This is a genomic window from Pseudomonas phytophila, assembly GCF_025643095.1.
GTDB classification, from domain to species: Bacteria; Pseudomonadota; Gammaproteobacteria; order Pseudomonadales; family Pseudomonadaceae; genus Aquipseudomonas; species Aquipseudomonas quasicaspiana.
The window spans coordinates 3,078,556-3,102,436 of the sequence record NZ_CP081201.1 but is presented as its reverse complement, the minus strand read 5'-3'; the positions used below and the strand labels follow the sequence as shown (position 1 = coordinate 3,102,436).

The window sequence follows — 23,881 nt, the reverse complement described above, 5'->3', positions numbered from 1 at the left end:
TCCTTTTAAACAGCAGAGCAGAATAACATGACCACAGCTATCGATTTGTTCTCCGGTCTCGGCGGATGGTCCACAGGCGCCCGCAATGCGGGTGTCGAGGTTCTCTGGGCCGCCAACCACTGGCCGGTTGCGGTCGAGTGGCATGCCGCAAATCATCCAGGCACACAACACATCTGCCAGGATTTGCATCAGGCCCGCTGGGAACATGTTCCCGGTCACGACCTGCTACTGGCTTCACCATGTTGCCAAGGCCATTCGAGGGCCAGAGGCAAGAAGTCAGGTAATCCAAATCATGACTCCAGCAGATCAACTGCATGGGCGGTTGTGTCGGCACTGGAATTTCACCGGCCCGAAGCCGGACTTCTCGAAAACGTAGTCGAGTTTCTCGAGTGGACTCTTTACCCGGCATGGCTGGCCGCTGTCCAGGCGCTCGGTTATCAGGTTGCGCCGCACATTTTTGACTGCGCTGACCTCGGGGTGCCCCAGCATCGCGTCAGGTTGTTTCTGGTGCTGACCAGAAGCCGAGCGCCACTGATGTTGAATCTTATGCGTGAGCGGCACGTTCCTGCGGCGAGCTTCCTGGAATTTGATGCCGGCCGCTGGTCAGCAATTGAAAAGCCTGGCCGCGCCCAAGCGACTCTTGACCGAGTGCGCAACGGCCGGGCCAGATTCGGCGACCAGTTCATCATGCCCTACTACGGAAAAGGTTCTGGCTTGACCGGAAGAGACATGGCGCGCCCGATCGGGACGATCACCACATTAGACCGCTGGGCTCTGGTTCGCGGCGATGAGATGAGGATGCTAAGCGCCAACGAGGCCTTGGCCGCCCAGTCCTTTCCGGTAGACACCCTTCGCCCTGCCAGCCACCGCCTAACCATGCACATGGCTGGCAACGCAGTACCGCCACTGGCAGGGCAACGGGTTATCGAGGCTCTCATGGAGGCAGCATGAAGCGAATCTATATCAGCGGGCCGATGACTGGCCTGCCCGAATACAACTTCCCCGACTTTTTCGCCGAGGCCGAACGCCTTCGCGGCCTGGGCTTCGATGTGGTCAACCCCGCCGAGATCAACCCGGACGGCGGAACGTGGGAGGAATGCATGCGCCGCGACGTGGCCCTGCTCGTGACCTGCGACCACGTGGCCACCCTGCCAGGCTGGGACAAATCGCATGGCGCACAGCTGGAAGTATACATCGCCAATCGCCTGGGCATTCGCGACAGCCCGGCGCACACCATCACCGAATACCAGGTGCAACCATGCTCAAGCCTCTGACTGTCACCCACGCCCACAACCGACAGCTGATCATCTTCGAAGAACTGCCACGCAGCGTTACGCCTCAAGAGGCTTTGCTGCTCGGTCGCGCCATTCAACAGGCTGGCATTGATGCGCTGCAGGGCGCAAAGGGTCAGCAGACTTATCCGCAGGAGGCTGTATGAGTGAAAAATCATAACGGTCGTCATCGGCAGGCAGCCTGACACTGCGATGGAGAGCTGCTTACCGAGCTAACGTTTACACTCTATCTCCTGCGCCCCCGCTTCGCGAAATCTGGCCTGCAAGTCAGAAAAACAAGCACCGCCTGAAATGATTTTCGATGAACTCATCGTCACCATACACAACATCAGCTGAGTGAGGGTCCTCCAAGACTTTGAATGTGATTTTTCGTAGCAAGTCTAGCAGTTTCGAACTTAGCTCTGGAGCTAATCCGGAAAGCGCACTGCTAATGTGAGAACCATGGGTAACTTGAGAGCGGACCCCATAGGCTTTCTTCATGAGTTGATAAATTAATTCTTTGTCCTCCGGATTCTCTCCAGCAAAAAATGCGACCCGTTCAGATAGTCTATGCGTCAATTCTGTCGTACTCGTAGAAAAAAGGCTTTCTAGCGCACTGCACATTTGAGCAATTTTCATTGCTGGAGTACTGGATCTACGGGCGATTTGGGTAAAACTTAAAAATCTGTCAAAACGAGTGGCCTTTTTTGACAGCACCGGCGTAAGGATTGAGTATCCCTTCCCGTCAAGATGAGAGCGAAGCGAGTTAAGTCTTTCAGACCAGTACTTTATATCGGACTCAACAAACTCGACAGAACGCTGCCTATCCCCATCAGAGGCTGATGCCTGAGTATATAAACTGTTGTTAGACCATCTATATTCGCCACTTAGCTTTGACCTACAATATGCGACTTCAGAGATAAAACAATTATCCTTAACAAGCCATGAATCCTGTAAAGCCCAATCAACCCACACCATCCAACAATGCAAAATTTCTTCACCACTAACAAAGTCGTCCCAATACTCGACTTCTTCCGGAAGACTAACTACAAGATGGTTGGCCTGCTTAAAATGCTGATACTCAATTTCACCAGCAGCCTTCTGAAACTCCGCATTCAAATATTTCGCGACCAACTCATCCCCAACAATAATATTTACTGTTGGCATGATCTCATAGACCCCTGGCGGAGCAGACACCTTCAGCCACCTGAACGTTGTAATTAATGAAACCTCCCTCATACTCACTCCTTTTAATATAAAACGGTTCAGCTACTTCAAACATTATAGCCTCAGAACGCGGATACAAACTTCACTTCCCTGAACTAAATCCTGCCGGTGATCGGCGGGCGAGGTCTTCCTATGCTCAAACAACTTGGAAAGCTCATAACCGAACCGCTGCGTGAAGGCGACACAACCCGTCCGCTGCGGTGGCGCATGGGGATGCGGCTTAACCACATCCGCAATGACCTGCACTCCAACTACCCGAAGCTCTGGAACGCGATCGTGCTTACGGGACGATTTTTAATTTGTAAGCCTTTCGGGCATCGATGGACAAGGTTCGAGGCTGTTAAGTACGGCGATTTCGGTGACTGCCGGACTTGCACAATCTGTCGTTTAAGCCATGGACGGCATCGCGGAGTGGATACGTACCACGAAACACATCGTCGTGGCGGCTGGAACAAGATCGCTAAACCCTAACCCCTTCTGCCGCCATAGGGCGGCTTGGAGCAGCACGCCTCCAGACCAACGAGGACGCAATCATGGCCGCCCAACAGAAAATCAGCGACTTACCAGAACCGGACAAACTCACCGAGAAGCAAATGGCCGACCGCCTCGGTACGACCGTTAAAGCACTCCAGGCAAGGCGTAGTCGCGGGCAAATACCCAATGGCATCTGGAACAAGATCGGAAACCACATCATTTACAGCGTCAGGAGATATGACGAATGGCTAGAAAGTCTATGGGTCTCCCCGCCGGGCTTGATCTCAGGGGGGAGACATTCCGTTTCAGGTTCAGTTGGAACGGGAGGCGTTGCTCCGAAACGCTCACGTATCCCCCCACGAAAGCCGGGATCCAGGCTGCCACCCGTTTTAGAGATCAAGTAGTCGGGCTGATCAAGCATGGCCTGATGACGGACCAAAAATACGCCGAGCTTTTTCCTGACTCGGCGATTGCTGCCGATGCGACAGTTCTATTCGGCGAATACGTCCAGCTCTGGCTTGATGGGAGAGAGATCGAGGAAGGTGCACGCAGCAACTATGTGGGCACCATGAATTTGTACTGGATGCCTCACTTGGTGCTGACTCCGGTCAGCACCATTACCACCATGATGCTCAGGCGCATCATTGGCAAAATTGATTGGTTCTCACAAGGAGTGAAGCGTAACGCGATCACCAAACTGAAAACCATTTTGGATGATGCCGTTCGCGAGGATCTGCTGGACAAAAACCCGGCCGAGCTTCTGGACATGCCAAAGCGGAAGGCACCCAACCCTGACCCACTGACCATAGAAGAGGCCAACCAGATTATCGCCAGCCTGTACGATGCCGAGCATTGGCCCAGCCACATTTATGCGGCGTTCTTCGAGTTTGCTTTTTTCACCGGCATGCGACTTCAGGAAGTCATCGCGCTGCGTTGGGACGAGATTGATTTCGAAAAACGCCAGGCCCGCGTATGCAGAGTAATCGTACGGGGCGAGATCAAGGAGCGCACCAAGACACGAAAAAACCGCTACGTACTGCTTAACGATCGGGCAATTCATGCTCTTCGCTTTGCACAATCCTATCTGGAACGCAGGAAAAATGGGAAAGGCAAGCTAAAGGACTTCCCGTACTGCTTCCCCCCGTCAAAGAACACTGTGCACATCCGCCAGACCTCCGACCTTCATAAGCAATGGATTCCTACGCTCATGAAATTGGGGGTGCGACATCGCCCGCCGTACAACTGTCGTCACACTTATGCGACAATATGCATAATGTCTGGAATGAATCCCTCTTTTATCGCCCAACAGCTCGGACACTCAGTCCAGATGCTGCTCTCGACATATGCGCGCTGGCTTAGCTCAAGTGGCGATTGGGGTGAGATGGAAAAGCTTAATATTGGTCCAGAGTTGGTCCAAGGCACAAACCAGAGCCGCGTAACTAATTGAAAGGTAAGGTAATTGATCTCCACAGCGAATATCACCATGCAGTTCGGCGCCAAACCCTTGTTCGAGAACGTCTCGGTCAAGTTTGGTGCCGGTAACCGTTACGGCCTCATCGGCGCCAACGGCTGCGGTAAATCCACCTTCATGAAGATCCTGGGCGGCGATCTGGAGCCTTCTGGTGGGCAAGTGATGCTCGAGCCGAATGTGCGTCTGGGTAAATTGCGTCAGGACCAGTTCGCCTACGAAGAATTTACCGTGATCGATACCGTGATCATGGGCCACGAAGAGCTGTGGAAGGTCAAGGCAGAGCGTGACCGCATCTACTCGATGCCGGAAATGACCGAAGAAGACGGCATGGCTGTCGCCGAACTGGAAACCGAATTCGCGGAAATGGACGGCTATACCGCCGAATCCCGTGCCGGTGAATTGCTGCTGGGTCTGGGTATCGGAATCGAGCAGCACAACGGCCCGATGAGCGAAGTTTCGCCGGGCTGGAAACTGCGCGTGCTGCTGGCTCAGGCACTGTTCTCCGATCCTGAAGTGCTGTTGCTCGACGAACCGACCAACCACCTGGACATCAACACCATTCGCTGGCTGGAAAACATCCTGACCCAGCGTAACAGCCTGATGATCATCATCTCTCACGACCGTCACTTCCTGAACAGCGTGTGCACCCACATGGCTGACCTGGATTACGGCGAGCTGCGCCTGTTCCCGGGCAACTACGACGAGTACATGACCGTGGCGACCCAGTCCCGCGAGCAACTGCTGTCAGACAACGCCAAGAAGAAAGCACAGATTTCCGAGTTGCAATCGTTCGTCAGCCGCTTCTCGGCGAACGCCTCGAAAGCCAAGCAGGCCACCTCCCGCGCCAAGGCAATCGACAAGATCCAGCTGGCCGAAGTCAAGCCTTCGAGCCGTGTCAGCCCGTTCATTCGTTTCGAACAAACCAAGAAGCTGCACCGTCAGGCGGTCATCGTCGAGCGCATGGCTAAAGGCTTCGACGGCAAGCCTCTGTTCAAGGACTTCAGCTTCCAGGTTGAAGCTGGCGAACGCGTGGCGATCATCGGCCCGAACGGTATCGGCAAGACCACCCTGCTTCGCACCCTGGTCAGCGAGCTGACTCCGGACGCCGGTAGCATCAAGTGGACCGACGCGGCAGAACTGGGTTACTACGCTCAGGATCACGCTCACGACTTCGAAAACGATGTCACGCTGTTTGACTGGATGGGCCAGTGGACTCAGGGCGAGCAGATGATCCGCGGGACCTTGGGGCGCATGCTGTTCTCCAACGACGAGATCCAGAAGTCGGTGAAGGTGATTTCCGGTGGTGAGCAAGGCCGCATGCTGTTCGGCAAGCTGATCCTGCAAAAGCCAAACGTGCTGATCATGGACGAACCGACCAACCACCTGGACATGGAATCCATTGAAGCGCTGAACCTGGCGCTGGAAAACTATCCGGGCACGCTGATCTTCGTCAGCCATGACCGTGAGTTCGTTTCCTCACTGGCCACCCGCATCATCGAGCTGAGCCCGGACGGCGTAACCGACTTCAGCGGCACCTACGATGACTACCTGCGTAGCCAGGGTGTGGTGTTCTGATAAGGCTGCTTAATTTCTGAGCTTGCGAAACCGGTAGGAGCCAACTTGTTGGCGAGGCGGAGTGTCAGGCAGCAAGGCTGTTACTGGAATAGCGCTTCGCGAACAAGTTCGCTCCTACCGGGATAGCACTACAGTTCCGAGGGCTTGCACACAGCCTCAAAACGCAAAAAGCCCGGTCAATCTGACCGGGCTTTTTTATTTCCAGCTCTGCTCTACTTGATCTGCAGCACTTCAATCCACAACGCGCCTTTGCCCGACTCTGCTTCGCTGACGCGCTTCAGTGCGCCTTTGTCGCCTACCCCGTAAACGCCCACCTTGTCGGATTTTTCACCGGTTACCAGTAACCACTTGCCGTTTGGCGAGAAAGCAATGTTACGTGGCTGTTTCTCTTCCACTGGGTAGTTATCGAGAAAGGTCAGTGCACCGGTTGCACCATCGACCGCGAAGGCCGATACCGAACTGGTGGTGCGCTCAGTCATGAGCAGCAGCTTGCCGTCTGGCGACAAACGCAGATCAGCCGCCCAGATGCGTGGCGTCGGGTCATCCTTCAGGTCGTTGTTGCTCGCATCCCGCACTTCACCATGGGCCAGTTTCAGACGCTCTGGAATGCCGCTGGCCTGGGCGACTTGAGTCAGTGCGCCGGTCTTGTCGTCAATGGAAAACGCAGTGACGGTGCCGCTCATCTCACCGTCGACAAACAGAAACTTGCCGTCGCTGGAGAACGCCAGATGCCGCGGGCCGGTTTTCGCGGGAACGCTGACAAAACCAGTGCCTATCGGAGCGAGCGCTCCGGTCTTGTCGTCCAGTCGGTATTGCAGCACGTGATCAGCACCGAGGTTGCCGGCGTAAGCAAAGCGGTTGCTGGGATCGGTGCGGACCGAGTGGGCGTGCGGGCCGGTTTTGTAGGTCTGAATTTTTTCGTCGGGCTTTTTCGCTTCGTCGATGGCCTGCACGGTAATGGCATCAGCCCCATAAGAAGCCCCCATCAGGAAGCGGCCGCTGCGATCAGTCGACAGATAAGCCAGACTTTCAGCCAGCGGGCCCCGGGACAGTTCAGTCAAGTGCCCGTTTTTGGGGTCAATGCTGAAGCCCACTACCTGAAAAGGTTTGACCCGCAACGCGGCGTACAACACTTTCCCGTCCGGACTGATGGCCATTGGATTGACCATGTCTCCTGCCTTTGTCTGCTCCACCAGGTTCAGCTTCCCGCTGGCTTCATCCAGACTGTATTGGGAAATCATTCCGTCGACAGGGCTTGAGATATAAGCGAAGGTTGACGCATTGGCGTTCATGCTTAATCCGCAGATAACGGCCGCAGCCATGAGAAGAGGTTTGCTCACAGGAGGATCCTTTGTTTTTATGATTGTGGTCAGTCATCCTATGACCACCTGAGAGTTCCAGCAATTACTGTTTTACAAATTGTTGCGCCTTTACATCGTTAGCATGCTTTCATTTGTTTGCGTGCAAGGCCATGATGTGGTCACTCCCTACCGCCTGCCAGCGAAAGAGCCCAATGTCTGCTGCCTCCCCGCCGCCCGTTGCACAGCCCAGTTCCATGACGATCACCCTGCAAATCGTTTCAGTGGTTTTCTACACCTTCGTTGCCTTCCTCTGTATCGGCTTGCCGATCGCGGTGTTGCCCGGTTATGTGCATGACCAGCTAGGCTTCAGCGCAGTCGTTGCGGGCCTTGTGATCGGCTCCCAATACCTGGCCACCCTGCTCAGCCGCCCAACGGCAGGCAAGATATGCGACACCATCGGCACCAAGCTCGCCGTGGTGTACGGCATGTCCGGTATCGCGATCAGCGGCGTTTTGACCCTGGCCGCAGCGCTGCTCGAACACCTGCCTGAAGTCAGCCTGACTATTCTGATCGTCTCCCGGCTGTTCCTGGGGGTCTCGCAAGGCCTGATCGGCGTGGGCAGCATCAGCTGGTGCATCGGCAAGGTGGGTCCGGAGCATACGGCACGGGCGATTTCCTGGAACGGTATCGCCTCCTACGGCGCCATCGCCATCGGCGCGCCGTTGGGCTACCTCATGAGCCATGAGCTGGGCTTCTTCACCCTCGGTATCGCGTTGACGGTGATGGCCTCCCTGTCATTGTTGGTCATCCGAAAACAAACGGCACCGCCGGTGATCAAGGGCGAGCGCCTGCCCTTCTGGTCGGTGTTTGGCCGGATTGCACCTTACGGGCTGAGTCTGACCCTGGCGTCGATTGGCTACGGCACGATGACTACGTTTATCACCCTGTTTTATGTCAGCCGCGGATGGGAAGGTGCAGCCTGGTGTCTGAGTGTATTCGGTGTGTGCTTCATCGCCGCGCGGCTGTTGTTCATCGGCGCGATCAATCGACTCGGCGGCTTCACCTCGGCCATCCTATGTATGGGCGTCGAAACTCTGGGACTGGTGCTGCTCTGGGTGTCGCCCAACACGACATTCGCCTTGACCGGTGCCGGTCTGACCGGTCTCGGGCTATCGCTGGTTTATCCTGCGCTGGGCGTCGAAGCGATCAAGCAAGTGCCGTCCAGCAGCCGTAGCGCCGGGCTGAGTGCTTACGCTGTGTTCTTTGATCTGGCGCTGGCCATCGCCGGGCCCATCATGGGCGCGATTGCTTTGGGACTGGGTTATTCGTGGATTTTCTTCTTCGCTTCACTGCTTTCAATTGGCGGGCTGGGCCTGACGGTACTGCTGTCGCGACGCGCGCAGGTCAGGGTTAGCGGGGCATAAAAAAGATGAACTGGAGCATCACGCACCAGTCCGATCTACATACCCCGTTTATAGGAGCATCCGCGTGCCCCCTGACCCAGCTGGCGTAAGCGCCGACATCATGGACATGAGTGATATTCCCGATATTCATCGCTTGCGCGTGCTCACGGTGAATACGCACAAAGGCTTCACTGCGCTCAATCGACGTTTCATCCTCCCCGAACTACGCGAAGCCGTGCGCAGCACCAGTGCTGATCTGGTGTTTCTTCAGGAAGTGCTGGGTAGCCATGAGCGCCACGCGTCGCGACACGCTGACTGGCCAGAAACGTCACATTACGAGTTCCTCGCTGACAGTATGTGGAGCGACTTCGCTTACGGTCGCAACGCGGTGTACCCCGACGGTCACCATGGCAACGCCATACTCTCGAAATACCCGATCCTGCAGCATCGCAATCTGGATATTTCCATCACCGGTCCCGAGCGCCGAGGCCTGCTGCACTGCGTGTTGCAAGTGCCCGGCCACGATGAAGTCCATGCGATCTGCGTGCACCTGAGTCTTCTTGAAAGTCATCGGCAATTGCAGCTCGACCTGCTGTGCAAGTTGCTGGATTCACTGCCCAGTCATGCGCCGGTGATCATCGCGGGGGATTTCAATGATTGGCAACTGCGCGGCAACAAGCGCCTTGCCCGCTGTGAGTATCTGCACGAAGTGTTCGAACGTCATCACGGCGCGCTGGCCAAATCTTATCCGGCACGCTTCCCGATGCTGCGTCTGGACCGGGTTTACCTGCGCAATGCGAGCAGTCATGAGCCGAGGATTCTAGGTAACAAGCCCTGGACGCACCTCTCTGACCATCTGCCTTTAGCGGTTGAAGTGCATCTGTAACTGCGAACGTCTGAAAATAGGTTGTAGCGCAGCCAGCCCATAACTCTGTGGGAGTCGCCCCGGTGTCCCTGACACCACGCTGTCGCGCAGCAAACACCTACCCTGTAGGAGTGAGCTTGCTCGCGATTCGGCCTGTCAGTCGATGAATATATTGCCTGCACTGGAGCTATCGCGAGCAAGCTCACTCCTACAGTAAAAAGCATTCTAAATCAGATAGTTATATTTTGTTTGATAGGAGCTGGGCTTGCCCGCGATATGGGCAACTAGGTTCACCTGCAACATCGCAGCGTCTGCATCGCGGGCAAGCCCGGCTCCCACAAGTGAAAGCGAGCACCTGCCGAGGCAAAGTTGGCCAACGACGGCATACTTCAGAGGTCGCTATCGCGCAGCCAGCCCATAACCCTGTGGGAGCTGGGCTTGCCCGCGATATGGACGACTCGGTTCAACTGCAAAATCGCAGCGTCTGCATCGCGGGCAAGCCCGGCTCCCACAAGCCAACACCTGCCGAAGCAAAGTTGGCCAGCGACGGCGTACTTCGCAGGATGCTATCGCGCAGCCGGCAAATAACCCTGTGGGAGCTGGGCTTGCCCGCGATATGGACGACTCGGTTCAACTGCAACACCGCAGCGTCTGCATTGCGGGCAAGCACCACTTCCACAGGAGATCGAGGTCCATCTGTGGGAGCGGTGCTTACCCGCGATAAGTGCAGCGCGGTCTTTCAGATTATGCGATTACCCCTCACTCGCCTTAGGCTTGAGAATCAACACCGCCAACGGCGGAAGATTCAGCGAAAGTGACACTGGCTGGCCATGGCTCTTGACCTCGTCCGTGTGCACGCCGCCGCCATTACCCAGGTTCGAACCTGCATACATTTCAGCATCGCTATTGAGCAGCTCAGTCCAGTTGCCGCCGAACGGCACGCCCACGCGATAGCCCTCACGCGGTACCGGTGTCAGGTTGGCTACCACCAGCAGCGGCTCGCCCTCCTTGCTCCAGCGCATGTACGCAAACACGCTATTGGCAGCGTCATCGCCGATCAACCACTGAAAGCCCATTGGCTCGGTATCACGCTCGTGCAGCGCCTTCTCTTGGCGGTACACACGGTTGAGATCGCTCACCAGCTTTTTCACGCCAATGTGCTCGGCGTACTGCAGCAAGTACCAGTCCAGCTGTTCGTCGTGGTTCCATTCGCGCCACTGACCGAACTCGCAGCCCATGAACAACAGTTTCTTGCCCGGATGGGTCCACATGAACGTCAGGTAGGCGCGCAGGTTGGCGAATTTCTGCCAGCGATCACCGGGCATTTTGTCGATCAGGGAATGCTTGCCGTGCACCACTTCATCGTGGGAAATCGGCAGGATGAATTTCTCCGACCAGGCGTACATCAGACCGAAACTCAGCTCGCCGTGGTGATGGGCGCGATGGATCGGGTCCTGCTGGATGTAATGCAGCGTGTCGTGCATCCAGCCCATGTTCCACTTGTAGGCAAAGCCAAGACCGCCCTGTTGGGTGCTCTGACTGACACCTGGCCATGCGGTGGATTCTTCGGCAATGACCAGCGTACCCGGTGCTTCCAGCGCGACCACGTCATTGAGGTGGCGCAGGAAATCAATGGCTTCCAGGTTTTCGCGACCGCCGAAACGGTTAGGCACCCACTCCCCGGCTTTACGCGAATAATCGCGATACAGCATCGAGGCCACAGCATCCACGCGTAGACCATCGATGTGGTAATGCTTGAGCCAGTGCAGTGCGGACGCCAGCATGAAGCCGTGCACTTCAGTGCGGCCCAGGTTGTAGATCAGGGTGTCCCAGTCCTGATGGAAGCCTTCCTGCGGGTTGGCGTACTCATACAGTGCCGTGCCGTCAAATTGCGCCAGACCGTGGGTGTCGGTAGGAAAGTGTGCAGGCACCCAGTCCAGGATCACACCGATCTCGGCCTGGTGACAGGCATCGACGAACGCAGCGAAATCTTCGGGCGAACCGTAGCGCGACGTCGGGGCAAATTGCGCCAGCAGTTGATAGCCCCACGAACCACCGAACGGATGCTCCATGATCGGCATCAATTCGATATGCGTGAAGCCCAGCTCCTTCACATACGGAATCAGGCGATCTGCCAGCTCACGCCAGTTGTACTGACGCCATTGGCCTTCGTCGTTCTGCTCCATCTGCCAAGAACCGGCGTGCAGCTCGTAGATCGACAACGGCGCGTTAGCACCGTGACGGTCGCCACGGGATTGCAGCCAGTCGTTGTCGTGCCATTCAAAGTGCAGCGGTGCCGACACTTTGGACGCGGTATCCGGTGGCAGAGTGGTTGCCAACGCCATTGGGTCAGACTTGAGTGGCAGAATCCCGTGAGCGCCCAGAATCTCGAACTTGTACAGCTCACCCGGTTGCAGTCGGGGAACGAACACTTCCCAGACGCCGGTAGGATGGCGCAAGCGCATTGGGTGACGGCGACCGTCCCAATTGTTGAAGCTGCCGACCACCGAGACGCGTCTGGCGTTAGGTGCCCAAACCGAAAAGCGCACCCCTTGAACGCCTTCGACCGTGGTCACTTGCGCGCCCAGGCAACTGCTCAGATCGCGGTGATTACCCTCGGCAAACAGGTACAAGTCCATCTCGCCCAGCAGCGGGCCAAAGCTGTAAGGGTCTTCAGTGATCTGCTCACCGCCCGCCCAGTTGATCTTCAACAGGTAGGGCTGGACGTCAGGAAAGCGCCCGACAAAAAAGCCCGGCACCTCGCTCATTTCCAGCGCGCCCAGCTCATGCCCGCCTTCACGGGCAAGCACTGTCACGCTCAACGCTGCGGGCAGATAAGCCCGGATAATCTGCCCGTTGGCACCATCGCCATGTGGGCCCAGGATCGAGAACGGATCACGGTGTTCGGCACGGATCAATGCATCCATGTCTACGGCAGCGGGCATCAGTTGCAGACCCGCACCAGTTTTGTCAGGCGCATTCATCAAGACTCTCCATCAGACAGATTGAGCAGACCACGCAAACCTTGCAACGGCACGGACAACCAGGTCGGGCGGTTTTCAGCTTCGTAGACTACTTCATAAGCGGTTTTTTCCAGAGTGAACAACTCAAGCGCTGCTTTTTCACCCTTGGCGTCTTTCCAGGCATGGGCCAGTCCGGCAGTGGCCGAACCATAACCTTCGATGAAGGCAGCACGGGCCTGGTTCAAATAAGTTTCAGCCACACGGCGGCGCGCCTCTGCGGCCTCCGGCGACGTGTCGACGCTTTGTGCGCTGCGTACGGCCATGGCCGCCGCGTAATCAAAGGAACGCAGCACGCCGCTGACATCCTTGAACGGACTGTATTTGGCACGTCGCTCCTCAACAGATCGCGCCGGCTCACCTTCGAAATCGATCAGGTAAGCGTCGCCTTTGACCACCAATACTTGCCCGAGGTGCAGATCACCGTGAACCCTGATGCGCAGACCACCCACCGAACGCTTGGCCAACGCTTGCACGTGGGCCAGCACCTTCTTGCGGTTGGCCAGCAAATCACTGACCAGTTGCTGATCCACCGGCTCCAGCGCCGCTTTGTTCTGCTCCAGCAACTTCAGCGCGTGTTCCATTTGAGCAGTGACGCTTTTACCGGAAGCCTGGCTGTCTTTGACACTGGTGACTTCCACAGCAAAGTCCGGGTTGTCGGTGGACGCCGCCAAAACCTGGTGCATCTCACCCAGACGCTTGCCGAGATTGCCCGCGAAATCCTCCAGTTCCAGCAGCGCGTTGTAGTGCTGCTCCTGGCCGGAAATACCGTGGGACATCTCATCGCGAACAGCCCGTTCCAGATTGTTCTGCGTCCATTCCCACGCATCGCCCTGGTTGCTCAGATAACCCTGTGCAATCATCAGCAAGTGATGCTGACCATCGTTGCCGACGCGCACCACGGAGCCCAGCAATGGCGAGATGTATTTGTAACCGGCGTTGGTCAGATAAGCGCCCATCTCCAGCTCCGGATGGATGCCCGGGTTGACCCGGCGAATCATCTTCAGCACCAGGCTGCTGCCGACGACCACGGAACTGTTGGACTGCTCGGCCGACAGGTAGCGAACTTCAGATTCACTGCCAAGACCCAGCGGCTGCAGTTGAGAGGTGTGCTCGAAACGCAACTCCCCTTCACTGCTAGGCAGCACGGTCTGCACTTGCATGCCGTGTACCACCGCACGAATAAAGGTTTCCAGTGTGAATGCATCGGTGACCAAACCCACCTGACGACCTCGACGCACGCGAGCCAGAGCCAACTGCTGAGGCAAGGCGCTGCTGATATCGTCTTCAGCCAGCATGCCAAACGGCAACTGGTAACGTGCGTGATGGTCGCCCGCGGTGACTTCGATTTCGCTCAATAACACCGGATGCGCGGCGTCGCCAAAACGCACTGCATAAGCGATGTGTACTTTGTCGATGGCTTTGTCCTTGGCCGCAAACCAGCGACGCTTGGGCAGGTACTGCGCCAGTGAATTCTGTTCCATCACCGTGCGCAAAGGTTCGTCGAGCAATTCTTCGAGGCGTTTTTTCAGGACCATAGTGGGGAAATCCGGGATGCTTTGCGCAGGTTCCACATGCCAGGAAGGCATCTGGTTTTCTGCGGCCAGCAAGAACCAATAGAAGCCGTAAGGCGGCAACGTCAACAGATAATTCAATTGACCAATAGGCGGAAAGGCACTGCCGCCGAGCATTTCCACGGGCACCGTGCCCGCGTAGGCAGAAAGCTCCAGCTCGGCCGCCTGGGACGCGCTGGACATGTTGGCGACGCACAGAATGATCTCGGTCTTGCCATCCGCTCCGGTGTACTCACGGGTATAAGCCAGGATGCGTCGGTTACTCGGCGACAGCATTTTCAGCACGCCACGCCCGAACGCCTTCTGCTGTTTGCGCACGGCCAGCATGCGCCGGTTCCAGTTCAGCAGCGAATGCGGATCACTGTTCTGGGTCTCGACGTTGACCGACTGAAAGCCGTACAGCGGGTCCATGATCGGTGGCAGCACCAGGCTCGCCGGATCGGCGCGCGAGAAGCCGCCATTGCGGTCGATGGTCCACTGCATCGGCGTGCGCACCCCGTCCCGGTCACCGAGGTAGATGTTGTCGCCCATGCCAATCTCGTCGCCGTAGTACAACGTCGGCGTACCTGGCATCGACAGCAGCATGCTGTTGAGCAGTTCGACGCGGCGGCGATCGCGCTGCATCAGCGGTGCGAGACGACGACGAATGCCCAGATTGATCCGGGCGCGACGATCCGCGGCGTAGTAATTCCACAGGTAATCACGCTCACGATCAGTGACCATTTCCAGGGTCAATTCATCGTGGTTGCGCAGGAAGATCGCCCACTGGCAGTTGGCCGGAATTTCCGGGGTCTGGCGCAGAATATCTGTAATCGGAAAGCGGTCTTCCTGAGCCAGCGCCATGTACATGCGCGGCATCAACGGGAAGTGAAACGCCATATGACATTCGTCGCCGTTGTCACCCTTGGTGTCGCCAAAATACAGCTGGGTGTCTTCCGGCCACTGGTTGGCCTCTGCCAGAAGCATACGATCCGGATAGTTGGCGTCGATCTCGGCACGAATCTGCTTAAGCACCGTGTGGGTTTCAGGCAGATTTTCGTTGTTGGTGCCATCGCGCTCGATCAGGTACGGAATCGCATCCAGACGCAGGCCATCAATACCCATATCCAGCCAATAACGCATCACGTCCAGCACTGCTTCCATAACCTGCGGGTTATCGAAATTCAGATCCGGCTGGTGGGAATAGAAACGGTGCCAGAAATACTGCTCAGCGACCGGATCCCAGGTCCAGTTGGACTTCTCGGTATCGAGAAAAATGATCCGCGTGCCGTCGTACTTGTCGTCGGTATCAGACCAGACATAGAAGTCTCGTGCCTTGGAACCCTTCTTGGCCTTTCGAGCCTTCTGAAACCACGGGTGCTGATCCGAGGTGTGGTTGATCACCAGTTCGGTAATAACCCGCAAACCACGTTTGTGCGCCTCGGCGATGAATTTCTTCGCGTCAGCCATGGTGCCGTAATCACTGTGCACCCCTTTGTATTCAGCAATGTCATAGCCGTCATCACGCCGCGGCGACGGATAAAACGGCAGCAACCAGATGGTGTTCACGCCCAGTTCGGCGATGTAATCCAGCTTGGAAATAAGCCCTGGAAAGTCACCGATGCCGTCGTTGTTGGAATCGTAAAACGACTTCACATGGACCTGATAGATCACTGCATCTTTGTACCAGAGCGGGTCCTTGATAAAGGCCGCGCTCTTGGGTTTCTTTGCCATGGTCATTCCCTGTTAATTGGACTGGATACGCCAGATGCCGAAAGGCTGGTACGAAGGATCGAGACGCATGAACTGGGTCTTTCCATACCAGGTCCAGCGGTGTCCGGTCATCAAATCCTCACCGGAAGTGGCCGCATCATCGGGTAAACCCATTTCCCACAGGGGTAATTCGAAATGCGCTTCCTGCGCATTGAATGGATCAAGATTGACGGCAACCAGCACAAAGTTGCTGCCGTCAGCACTGCGTTTGCCGAAGTACAGAATATTGTCATTCCAGGCCGTGTACAGCTTCAGGCCCAGATGGCTTTGCAATGCCGGGTTCTGACGGCGAATGCGATTGAGCTGCGCGATCTCGGCAATGATATTGCCCGGCGCGGTGTAATCCCGAGGGCGCAACTGGTACTTCTCGGAATCCAGATACTCTTCCTTGCCCGGCACTGGCGCCGACTCACACAATTCGAAGCCGGAATACATGCCCCACAGACCCGAACCCATGGTTGCCAACGCAGCGCGGATGAGGAATCCGGCACGCCCGGACTCGTGCAAAAAGTGCGGATTGATATCGGGGGTGTTGACGAAGAAATTCGGCCGGTAGCAATCACGCCAAGGGGCCTGGTTAAGCTCGGTGAAGTACTCCGACAGCTCGGCCTTGGTGTTGCGCCAGGTGAAATAAGTGTAGCTCTGGGAATAACCGACCTTGCCCAACCGAGCCATCATCGCTGGCTTGGTGAAGGCTTCCGCAAGGAACATTACATCCGGATGCTGGCTGCGGACGTCATCAATCATCCACTGCCAGAATGGCAAAGGCTTGGTATGGGGATTGTCGACACGGAAGATTTTCACACCCTCCTCGACCCAGCCCAACACGACATCGCGCAATTCCAGCCACAGGCTCGGAATCGCATCAGGCGCATAGAAATCGACGTTAACGATGTCCTGGTACTTCTTCGGCGGATTCTCCGCGTAGCGGATAGTGCCGTCCGGACGCCAGGTGAACCAGCCCGGATGCTGCTTGAGCCACGGGTGGTCCTGAGAGCACTGAATGGCGAAATCAAGGGCGATTTCCAGACCGTGCTCGGCCGCAGCAGCCACCAGATTTCGGAAATCCTCGCGGCTGCCCAGTTGTGGGTGTATCGCGTCATGGCCGCCGTCCTCACTGCCGATGGCATACGGACTGCCGGGATCATCCGGACCAGCCGTCAGGGAGTTGTTAGGACCTTTACGATGGGAACGACCGATGGGATGAATCGGCGGGAAATACAGCACATCGAAGCCCATGTCACGAATTGTCGGCAACCGGCTGTGCACATCGTTGAAGGTGCCGTGGCGTTCGGGATCATCAGTAATCGAACGCGGGAATAGCTCGTACCAACTGGCAAATTGCGCCAACTCGCGCTCTACATCCAGCGGGAACTCAATGCTGCGACTGAGGAACGCATGGTTGTCGGCCTGACTCATCAGCGCCGACGTTTCGCTGTTCAACAGCAACGCCACGCGGGCTTCGGGTTCAGCTTTTTCCAGCTCGCCCAAGACACCCAGAATTTGCGCCTTGAGCTCGCCGGAACTACGTTCGGCAGCGTGCTCAAGGTGAATACGGCCTTCAGTCAATTCCAGCTCGATGGAAACGCCCGCGCCAAACTTCTTCTCAAGCTCATAGCGATAACTGGCGAACTGATCGATCCACGCTTCGAGACGGAAAATGTACCGGCTGACGCTGGTCGGCGTGAACTCACCGGTCCAGCTGTCATTGCCCAGTTCCTGCATGGGCGCGCTGTGCCAAGTGTCCTCGGTGACAGAACGCCAACGGATATGTACGGCCATTTTGTCGTGGCCGTCTGCATACACTTTGCTGGTCACTGTCACGGGTTGACCAATAATGCCTTTGACAGCAAACAACCCACCCTCAATAACCGGAGTCGTGTCTTCAATCACGATCCGCGGCAGCTGAAGGGCTTGGGTCAAAGGTAGAGGTCGAGTCGGGTTGGAAACATCACGGGCCAGGGAATCCGGGCCGTACGGCTGATCAGCGGTCACATTCATCGAGCATCACTCCTCACGCCCCACGGGGACGCTCCTGTGCAATCCATGCATTGACGATGGTCAGGCCGCCTTACCGCTGGCTACCTGAGCAAGAATTTTTGAGCGGCCACAGTCAACTGACTGAATCCGGCCTACTGGTTTCCGAGCGGTCCTGGACGGGAAAAGTTCAAAGAGGTTTGCAGTCGATGCACACATGCCGTGTGTCAGCTTAGACGCAGATCCGGGCCGCGCCTGTTAATCGCTTGAGCCATCCGTGATTACCTGCGGTCCAAAGAGGCGTGTCCAGAAAATGTCATATTGAAAACGCACTTGCCCCTGTGCATTTGCCAAACGTAGAGGTGACGCCAATGAGCATTCCTGTCCCAGCTGAAACCCCCGATCCGATGATCGATGATCCAGCCTTGCCTGAGCCGCCACCCGATCAGGAGCCGCCCTCGACTCCACCCGAGGTAACGCCAGGCCCTATAGGTGACCCGCCACCGAACGAGCCACCGGCTGTGTTGGGCGAGGACTTCCCTGAATAGATTTGCTTATCAGGGTTTTTCCGAACCGTCCTTTTTGTCTGGATTGTCTTCTGCCGGGTCAATCTTGCCGACGACAATGGGCATCAGGTTCAGGATTCCCAACGCCAGGATGGTACTTAATACCGCTGTAGCCTCACGCCCCATCCCCGCCGCGATTCCGATCGCGGCGGTCATCCACAACCCTGCCGACGTGGTCAGGCCCTTGACCTGATCAGTATGTTGCGCGCGGTCCTTTAGGATCGTTCCGGCACCCAGAAAGCCAATCCCCGCGACGATGCCTTGAATGACCCGGCTAAGCGCGGCGTCATCAGCACCCGCCATGTGCGGAGCCAGGACAAATAAAGCCGCCCCCATGGCCACCAGCATGTGCGTACGTACCCCGGCAGCTTTGCCCTTGTGTTCCCGTTCAAACCCCAGAATCCCGCCCAGCAAGGCCGCGAGCGTGAGGCGAACCGTGATCCGGGTCAACTGTGAGGCATCAGTGATATCGGAGAATTCGGATTGCAGCGTTACCCAGACTTCTTGCCACCATGCGGTCATTGTTGCTCCTTGGAATGTGTAGCGGACATATATCGAATCTGTAGGAGCTGCCGAAGGCTGCGATGCGGTGTATCAGGATAATTGCTTCGCAGCCTTCGGCAGCTCCTGGAGAAGGGCATGTCATGCTTCAGGCGCAAATGTCGGCGCGCTGCTGCACGTTCGTCGCAATAGGGTTCAAGTGCAGAAATGGACAGCAGCACTCTGCAAGAGTGCAGCAGTCACCCGCTATCTGATCCGGTTTTTTATCGTTAAGCTGACGCTGTTCTCCATTCCCTCCGCCGCTCACCCTATGGCTATCCGCCAAGCCGTAGATATGAGCGTCCGACATGATCGAACAGAGCCCGCGAGACGCCATGAAGCGCTACGAGAAGTATGCCGATACTATCGCCGAGCTGATCCGGACTGGCGTTCTGGCCCCCGGGCAGCGAGTGCCGTCGGTACGCTATGCGAGCCAGACCCACGGCATCAGCCCGTCAACCGTGTTCCAGGCCTATTACCTGCTGGAGCGCCGCGGGTTGATCAGTGCCCGGCCCCGCTCCGGTTATTTCGTCAACCCAAAGGCGCTGGATCAGCCCGGCCACAGCTTCAATGAGCCGCTGAAGGACGCTCAAGTGGGCGAGTCCACTGAAGTAGATGTCAGCGAACTGGTCTTCTCGGTGCTCAGCTCTATCAAAGACCCGGACACAGTGCCTTTTGGCTCAGCGTTCCCCAGCCCGATGCTGTTTCCCATGCAGCGCTTGTCGCGATCACTGGCCAGCGCCAGCCGGGACATGGACCCGCGGATGGTGGTCACTGACATGTCTCCGGGCCATCCACAACTGCGGCAGCAGATTGCCCTGCGTTACAGGGTTGGCGGGCTGACACTGCCCATGGAAGAACTGCTGATCACCAACGGCGCACTGGAAGCGCTGAACCTTTGCCTGCAGGCCGTCACTGAGCCGGGTGATCTGGTTGCCATCGAAGCGCCGGCTTTTTACGCCTGCTTGCAAGTGCTGGAGCGCCTCAAACTCAAGGCGGTGGAAATTCCGGTCCATCCTCGGGACGGCATTGACCTGGACATCCTCGCGCAGACACTGCAACGACATCCCATCAAGGCCTGCTGGTGCATGACCAGCTTTCAGAACCCCACCGGCGCGCTGGTACCTCAAGCCCGTAAACAAGCGTTGGTAGAGCTGTTGCGCGAACATCAAGTGCCGCTGATTGAAGACGATGTCTATGCGGAACTGTATTACGGTCCTCACGCGCCCAGACCTGCCAAAGCGTTTGATACGGAAGGTCTGGTGTTGCACTGCGGTTCGTTCGCCAAAAGCCTTGCGCCGGGTTACCGGATCGGTTGGGTGGCGGCCGGGCGCTATGCGCAGAAAATCGAACGCCTGAAGCTGATGACATCGCTCTGCGCATCGATGCCCGCCCAGGCGGCAATTGCGGACTACTTGCAGCACGGCGGTTACGACCGGCATTTGCGCAAATTGCGCTACGCCCTTGAGGATCAGCAACGGGCAATGCTGGGTGCCATTGCGCGCTACTTCCCGGCGCAGACCAGAGTCAGTCGGCCAGAGGGCGGCTACTTCCTGTGGCTGGAGCTGCCAGAGCAAGTCGATTCATTGCAGGTATTCAAGACAGCGCTGGCCCAGGGAATCAGCATCGCGCCGGGCCCGATCTTTTCTCCGACCCGACGTTTTCGTCACTGTATTCGCTTGAACTACGGTGGTGCCTGGAACGACGCGTCGGATAAGGCCATGCAGACCCTGGGACGGATCATTCACTCACTGCTTGCGGACTGAACGGATCAGCGACCGCCGCCCAGATCGATGAATGTGCCGGTTGCATACGAAGCTTTTTCCGACAGCAGCCAGACGATGGCTTCAGCAACTTCTTCGGCGACGCCGCCACGGCCCATGGGAATCCCGGACTCCAGTTTGCTGACCCGGTAGGGATCACCGCTCAGGGCGTGGAAGTCAGTGAAAATATAACCCGGTCGAACGGCGTTGACGCGAATGCCCTCGCCTGCCACTTCACGAGCCAGGCCCGTGGTGAAGGTGTCGAGCGCGCCCTTGGAGGCTGCATAGTCGACGTATTCACCGGGGGAGCCAAGACGCGACGCGACCGAGGAGACATTGACGATGCTGCCGCCTTTACCGCCATGCCGCGGGGACATGCGCAGCAGCGCGTGTTTGCTGCACAGGATCGGACCGACCACATTGGTCATCATCATTTTCAGCAAACGGAATTCGGTCAGTTCTTCGACACGAGAGGCATGGGCCACTGTTGCAGCGTTGTTGACCAGATGGGTCACAGGCCCGAACTCGGCATCGACCCGGGCGAACAGGCGAATGATTTCATCTTCATTGCTGACGTCAGCCTGAACGGCCATCACCGAAGCGCCCATGGCCCGGACCTTCTCACAGGTCGTTTCGGCGGCCTGATGATCGGAGTGGTAGTTGATGCAGATTCGATAGCCTTGTGCTGCGGCAAGCAATGCAGTGGCGGCACCGATACCTCGTGAGCCACCGGTGATGATGAGAACTTTATCCATAAATGTCTCCTGTAGAGGTACGCATGACGCTGATCAAACGAAACTCAGTACTCTGAATTGAAATGCATTTGCCGTGAGAGCTGACACGGCGCTGCATTGAGGCAGCCATTGGCCTGTAGGAGTGAGCTTGCTCGCGATGGCGTCAGTTAAAGCGATAAATTCGTTAACCATGAAATCGAATCGCGAGCAAGCTCACTCCTACAGGGTCCGTGTTTACTTAGCGACAGCGAGGTGTCAGAAATTGCTCGAAGACTACCAGTCAGCCTGCCAGAACGGTAGCGCCTCTTGCCGCATGGATGTCAGCCATGAAGCGTTCGGCAGGTTGTGGATGGCCCAGCAGATAACCCTGCAGTGCATCACAGCCCAGACGCGTCAGGAAACTCTGCTGACGGTCCGTCTCGATCCCTTCGGCAACGATCCGCAGATTCAGCGCCTGCCCTACTGCGACGATGGCCGAGATGATCGCTGCATCGTCACTGTCATGCTCAAGATCACGAACGAAGCCACGATCAATCTTCAGTTCATTGGCAGGCAGTCGCTTGAGATACATCAGGCTCGAATAGCCCGTGCCGAAATCGTCAATGGACAGGTCGACGCCCATTTCCGATAACTTTTGCAATACGCTGATGCTCGCCTCAGTGTCGCTCATGGCCGTGGTTTCGGTGATTTCCAGGGTCAGGTTATTGGCCGGCAAGCGGTGCAGTTCGAGCGCTTTGGCAACGGTTTCCACAAGGCTGGAATGACAGAACTGAAGCGTCGAAAGATTCACCGCGACACGCCAGTGGCCATAACCCATGTCCGCCCAGATACGCATCTGGCGACAGGCTTCGTCCAGTACCCATTCACCGATACTGACAATCAGCCCGGTCTTTTCGGCCAGGCCCATGAAGGCATCGGGCAACAGCAGCCCCTTTTGCGGGTGATTCCAGCGCAACAGCGCTTCGGCCCCCACCGGCTCACCGCTGACAGCATCGAATTTGGGTTGATAGTAAAGACTGAAATGCTTGTACTTGATCGCAACACGCAGTTCCTGCAACAGCTCCAACTGATTGCGCGCGTTGGTATTCATACTCGGATCAAAGAAGCTGTAGCCATTTTTACCCGCTGCCTTGGCGTGGTACATCGCGGCATCGGCGTTCATCAGTAGCTCTTCCTGAGTCTGTCCGCACCCTGGATAAAGCGCGATGCCAATGCTGACGGATATCTGCAACAGTTGATCCGCGATATGAAACGGCTGTGCAATCACATCGACCTGACGTGCAGCGATACAGGGCGCATCATGAATATCCTCCACATCCACCAGCAGAACGAACTCATCGCCACCGATCCGCGCCAGAGTATCCCGACGATGCAGGTTGGCCCGCAAACGCAAACCCACATCCCGCAGCAGTTGATCGCCAACGTGATGACCAAAGGCGTCGTTGACGGGTTTGAAGCCATCCAGATCCATGAACATCAGGGCGAAACCCCCGCCTTTAGCGTCAACGCGCTGCATGGCCTCCTCGATCCGTTCCGCCAGCAACACCCGATTCGGCAACCCCGTCAATGTGTCATGCAGGGCCAGATGCTGCAGTTCACGGTTGACCTGAATCAGGGACTGCGACAGCTCGGCAGTCCTTGCCTCAAGCCTTGCATCGAGTATCGACGTCAGCAAGGTGAAGGTCAGCACCGCGAGACTTCCCACTAATACCAGCGAGAACAGGCCGTTGTAGTGAATGCCGTCAGCGAGTGCGCCGCAGTAGCTGTCCTCGGAAAATCCTGCCGCCGCCATGCCGGTGTAATGCATGCCGACAATGGCCATCCCCATCACCACCGCCGCTGCACCACGGGCCAGGCGTACATGGGGCGTCTGTCGGCGCAAGCGAAAGGCAATCCAGAGTGCAGCGGCCGAAGCGGCAACGGCAATAGCCAGTGAGGCCAGCACCGTGGCGGGGTCGTAGGTGATTCCGGGATACATACGAAGCGAGGCCATGCCGGTGTAGTGCATGGCACTGATGCCTGCGCCCATGAACAAAGCCCCCAGGCCCAGCACGGACAGAGGCATCTGCGGCTGGCTGACCAGCCACAGCGCAAACCCCGAAGACAGGACCGCAATCAGCAGTGACAGAGACGTGATGGGCAGATCGAAGGCCAGCTCTATAGGCAGGTCAAAGGCGAGCATGCCAATAAAATGCATGGACCAGATACCAACGCCCATGGAACAGGCACCGCCGGATATCCAGAAGGCAGCGGCCCGGCCTTTCGCGGATGCAATGCGCCCGGCGAGATCAAGTGCGGTGTAGGAAGCGAGGATGGCGACGAAAACTGAAACCAGAACCAACGACGAGGTGTAACTGCCAATCAGCAT

General features: G+C 57.0%; 17 protein-coding genes. 9 read left to right on the top strand and 8 right to left on the bottom strand.

Annotated features, from left to right (window positions below; translation table 11 throughout):
• The first annotated feature begins 27 nt into the window (after positions 1–27).
• The 3 genes from K3169_RS13895 to K3169_RS13885 are packed head-to-tail and all read left to right on the top strand — an operon-like array spanning position 28 to position 1,438.
• Complete coding sequence (locus tag K3169_RS13895) at positions 28–951, top strand: DNA cytosine methyltransferase (RefSeq protein ID WP_263271978.1); 924 nt, start codon at positions 28–30, stop codon at positions 949–951.
• Entirely contained in the window at positions 948–1,274 is a 327-nt protein-coding gene (locus tag K3169_RS13890; RefSeq protein ID WP_263271977.1) for a DUF4406 domain-containing protein, read from the top strand. The genes K3169_RS13895 and K3169_RS13890 overlap by 4 nt, the downstream gene beginning before the upstream one ends.
• Entirely contained in the window at positions 1,259–1,438 is a 180-nt protein-coding gene (locus tag K3169_RS13885) for a hypothetical protein (protein ID WP_263271975.1), read from the top strand. The genes K3169_RS13890 and K3169_RS13885 overlap by 16 nt, the downstream gene beginning before the upstream one ends.
• Positions 1,439–1,559: 121 nt before the next feature.
• Here the strand turns inward: K3169_RS13885 and K3169_RS13880 are convergent, their stop codons facing one another.
• On the bottom strand, positions 1,560–2,510 hold the full coding sequence (locus K3169_RS13880) for a HEPN domain-containing protein (protein WP_263271973.1): 951 nt from the start codon (positions 2,508–2,510) through the stop codon (positions 1,560–1,562).
• Positions 2,511–3,216: 706 nt separating this feature from the next.
• Here K3169_RS13880 and K3169_RS13875 point away from each other — a divergent pair.
• Complete coding sequence (locus K3169_RS13875; RefSeq protein WP_263271972.1) at positions 3,217–4,419, top strand: site-specific integrase; 1,203 nt, start codon at positions 3,217–3,219, stop codon at positions 4,417–4,419.
• A gap of 12 nt (positions 4,420–4,431) precedes the next feature.
• The gene (locus K3169_RS13870; protein WP_099268846.1) at positions 4,432–6,018 is read left to right on the top strand and encodes an ABC-F family ATPase; all 1,587 of its coding nucleotides are present in this window, start codon (positions 4,432–4,434) and stop codon (positions 6,016–6,018) included.
• Positions 6,019–6,230: 212 nt separating this feature from the next.
• Here the strand turns inward: K3169_RS13870 and K3169_RS13865 are convergent, their stop codons facing one another.
• A complete protein-coding gene (locus K3169_RS13865) occupies positions 6,231–7,358 on the bottom strand; it encodes a lactonase family protein (protein ID WP_263271970.1) in 1,128 nt (375 codons plus the stop codon).
• Positions 7,359–7,531: 173 nt separating this feature from the next.
• Here K3169_RS13865 and K3169_RS13860 point away from each other — a divergent pair, with 173 nt between their 5' ends.
• Positions 7,532–8,743 (top strand): MFS transporter, encoded by a 1,212-nt coding sequence (locus tag K3169_RS13860; protein ID WP_231677571.1) that lies wholly within the window; start codon positions 7,532–7,534, stop codon positions 8,741–8,743.
• A 106-nt stretch (positions 8,744–8,849) separates the two neighbouring features.
• On the top strand, positions 8,850–9,608 hold the full coding sequence (locus tag K3169_RS13855; RefSeq protein ID WP_049827046.1) for an endonuclease/exonuclease/phosphatase family protein: 759 nt from the start codon (positions 8,850–8,852) through the stop codon (positions 9,606–9,608).
• A gap of 731 nt (positions 9,609–10,339) precedes the next feature.
• Here K3169_RS13855 and glgB read toward each other — a convergent pair.
• The 3 genes from glgB to K3169_RS13840 are packed head-to-tail and all read right to left on the bottom strand — an operon-like array spanning position 10,340 to position 17,934.
• The gene (gene glgB / locus K3169_RS13850) at positions 10,340–12,571 is read right to left on the bottom strand and encodes a 1,4-alpha-glucan branching protein GlgB (protein WP_263271969.1); all 2,232 of its coding nucleotides are present in this window, start codon (positions 12,569–12,571) and stop codon (positions 10,340–10,342) included.
• Positions 12,571–15,894 carry a maltose alpha-D-glucosyltransferase gene (gene treS / locus K3169_RS13845; RefSeq protein WP_027897992.1) on the bottom strand — a complete coding sequence of 1,108 codons (3,324 nt, stop codon included), beginning with the start codon at positions 15,892–15,894 and terminating at the stop codon, positions 12,571–12,573. Before treS ends, glgB begins: the two co-directional genes overlap by 1 nt.
• 12 nt (positions 15,895–15,906) lie before the next feature.
• The gene (locus K3169_RS13840) at positions 15,907–17,934 is read right to left on the bottom strand and encodes an alpha-1,4-glucan--maltose-1-phosphate maltosyltransferase (protein WP_263271968.1); all 2,028 of its coding nucleotides are present in this window, start codon (positions 17,932–17,934) and stop codon (positions 15,907–15,909) included.
• A gap of 347 nt (positions 17,935–18,281) precedes the next feature.
• Here K3169_RS13840 and K3169_RS13835 point away from each other — a divergent pair, with 347 nt between their 5' ends.
• Positions 18,282–18,458, top strand: coding sequence for a hypothetical protein (locus K3169_RS13835; RefSeq protein ID WP_164581897.1), 177 nt, complete (start codon positions 18,282–18,284; stop codon positions 18,456–18,458).
• A 9-nt stretch (positions 18,459–18,467) separates the two neighbouring features.
• On the opposite strand, the gene K3169_RS13830 is transcribed toward K3169_RS13835, so the two are convergent.
• Positions 18,468–18,998, bottom strand: coding sequence for an MgtC/SapB family protein (locus K3169_RS13830; protein WP_099268840.1), 531 nt, complete (start codon positions 18,996–18,998; stop codon positions 18,468–18,470).
• Between the two features lie 353 nt (positions 18,999–19,351).
• On the opposite strand from K3169_RS13830, the gene mapR reads away from it, so the two are divergent.
• Positions 19,352–20,782, top strand: a complete 1,431-nt coding sequence (mapR, locus tag K3169_RS13825) for a GntR family transcriptional regulator MpaR (protein ID WP_231677579.1) — start codon at positions 19,352–19,354, stop codon at positions 20,780–20,782.
• Positions 20,783–20,787: 5 nt separating this feature from the next.
• On the opposite strand, the gene K3169_RS13820 is transcribed toward mapR, so the two are convergent.
• A complete protein-coding gene (locus K3169_RS13820; RefSeq protein ID WP_099268839.1) occupies positions 20,788–21,534 on the bottom strand; it encodes an SDR family oxidoreductase in 747 nt (248 codons plus the stop codon).
• A gap of 259 nt (positions 21,535–21,793) precedes the next feature.
• Positions 21,794–23,881, bottom strand: a complete 2,088-nt coding sequence (locus K3169_RS13815) for a putative bifunctional diguanylate cyclase/phosphodiesterase (protein ID WP_263271965.1) — start codon at positions 23,879–23,881, stop codon at positions 21,794–21,796.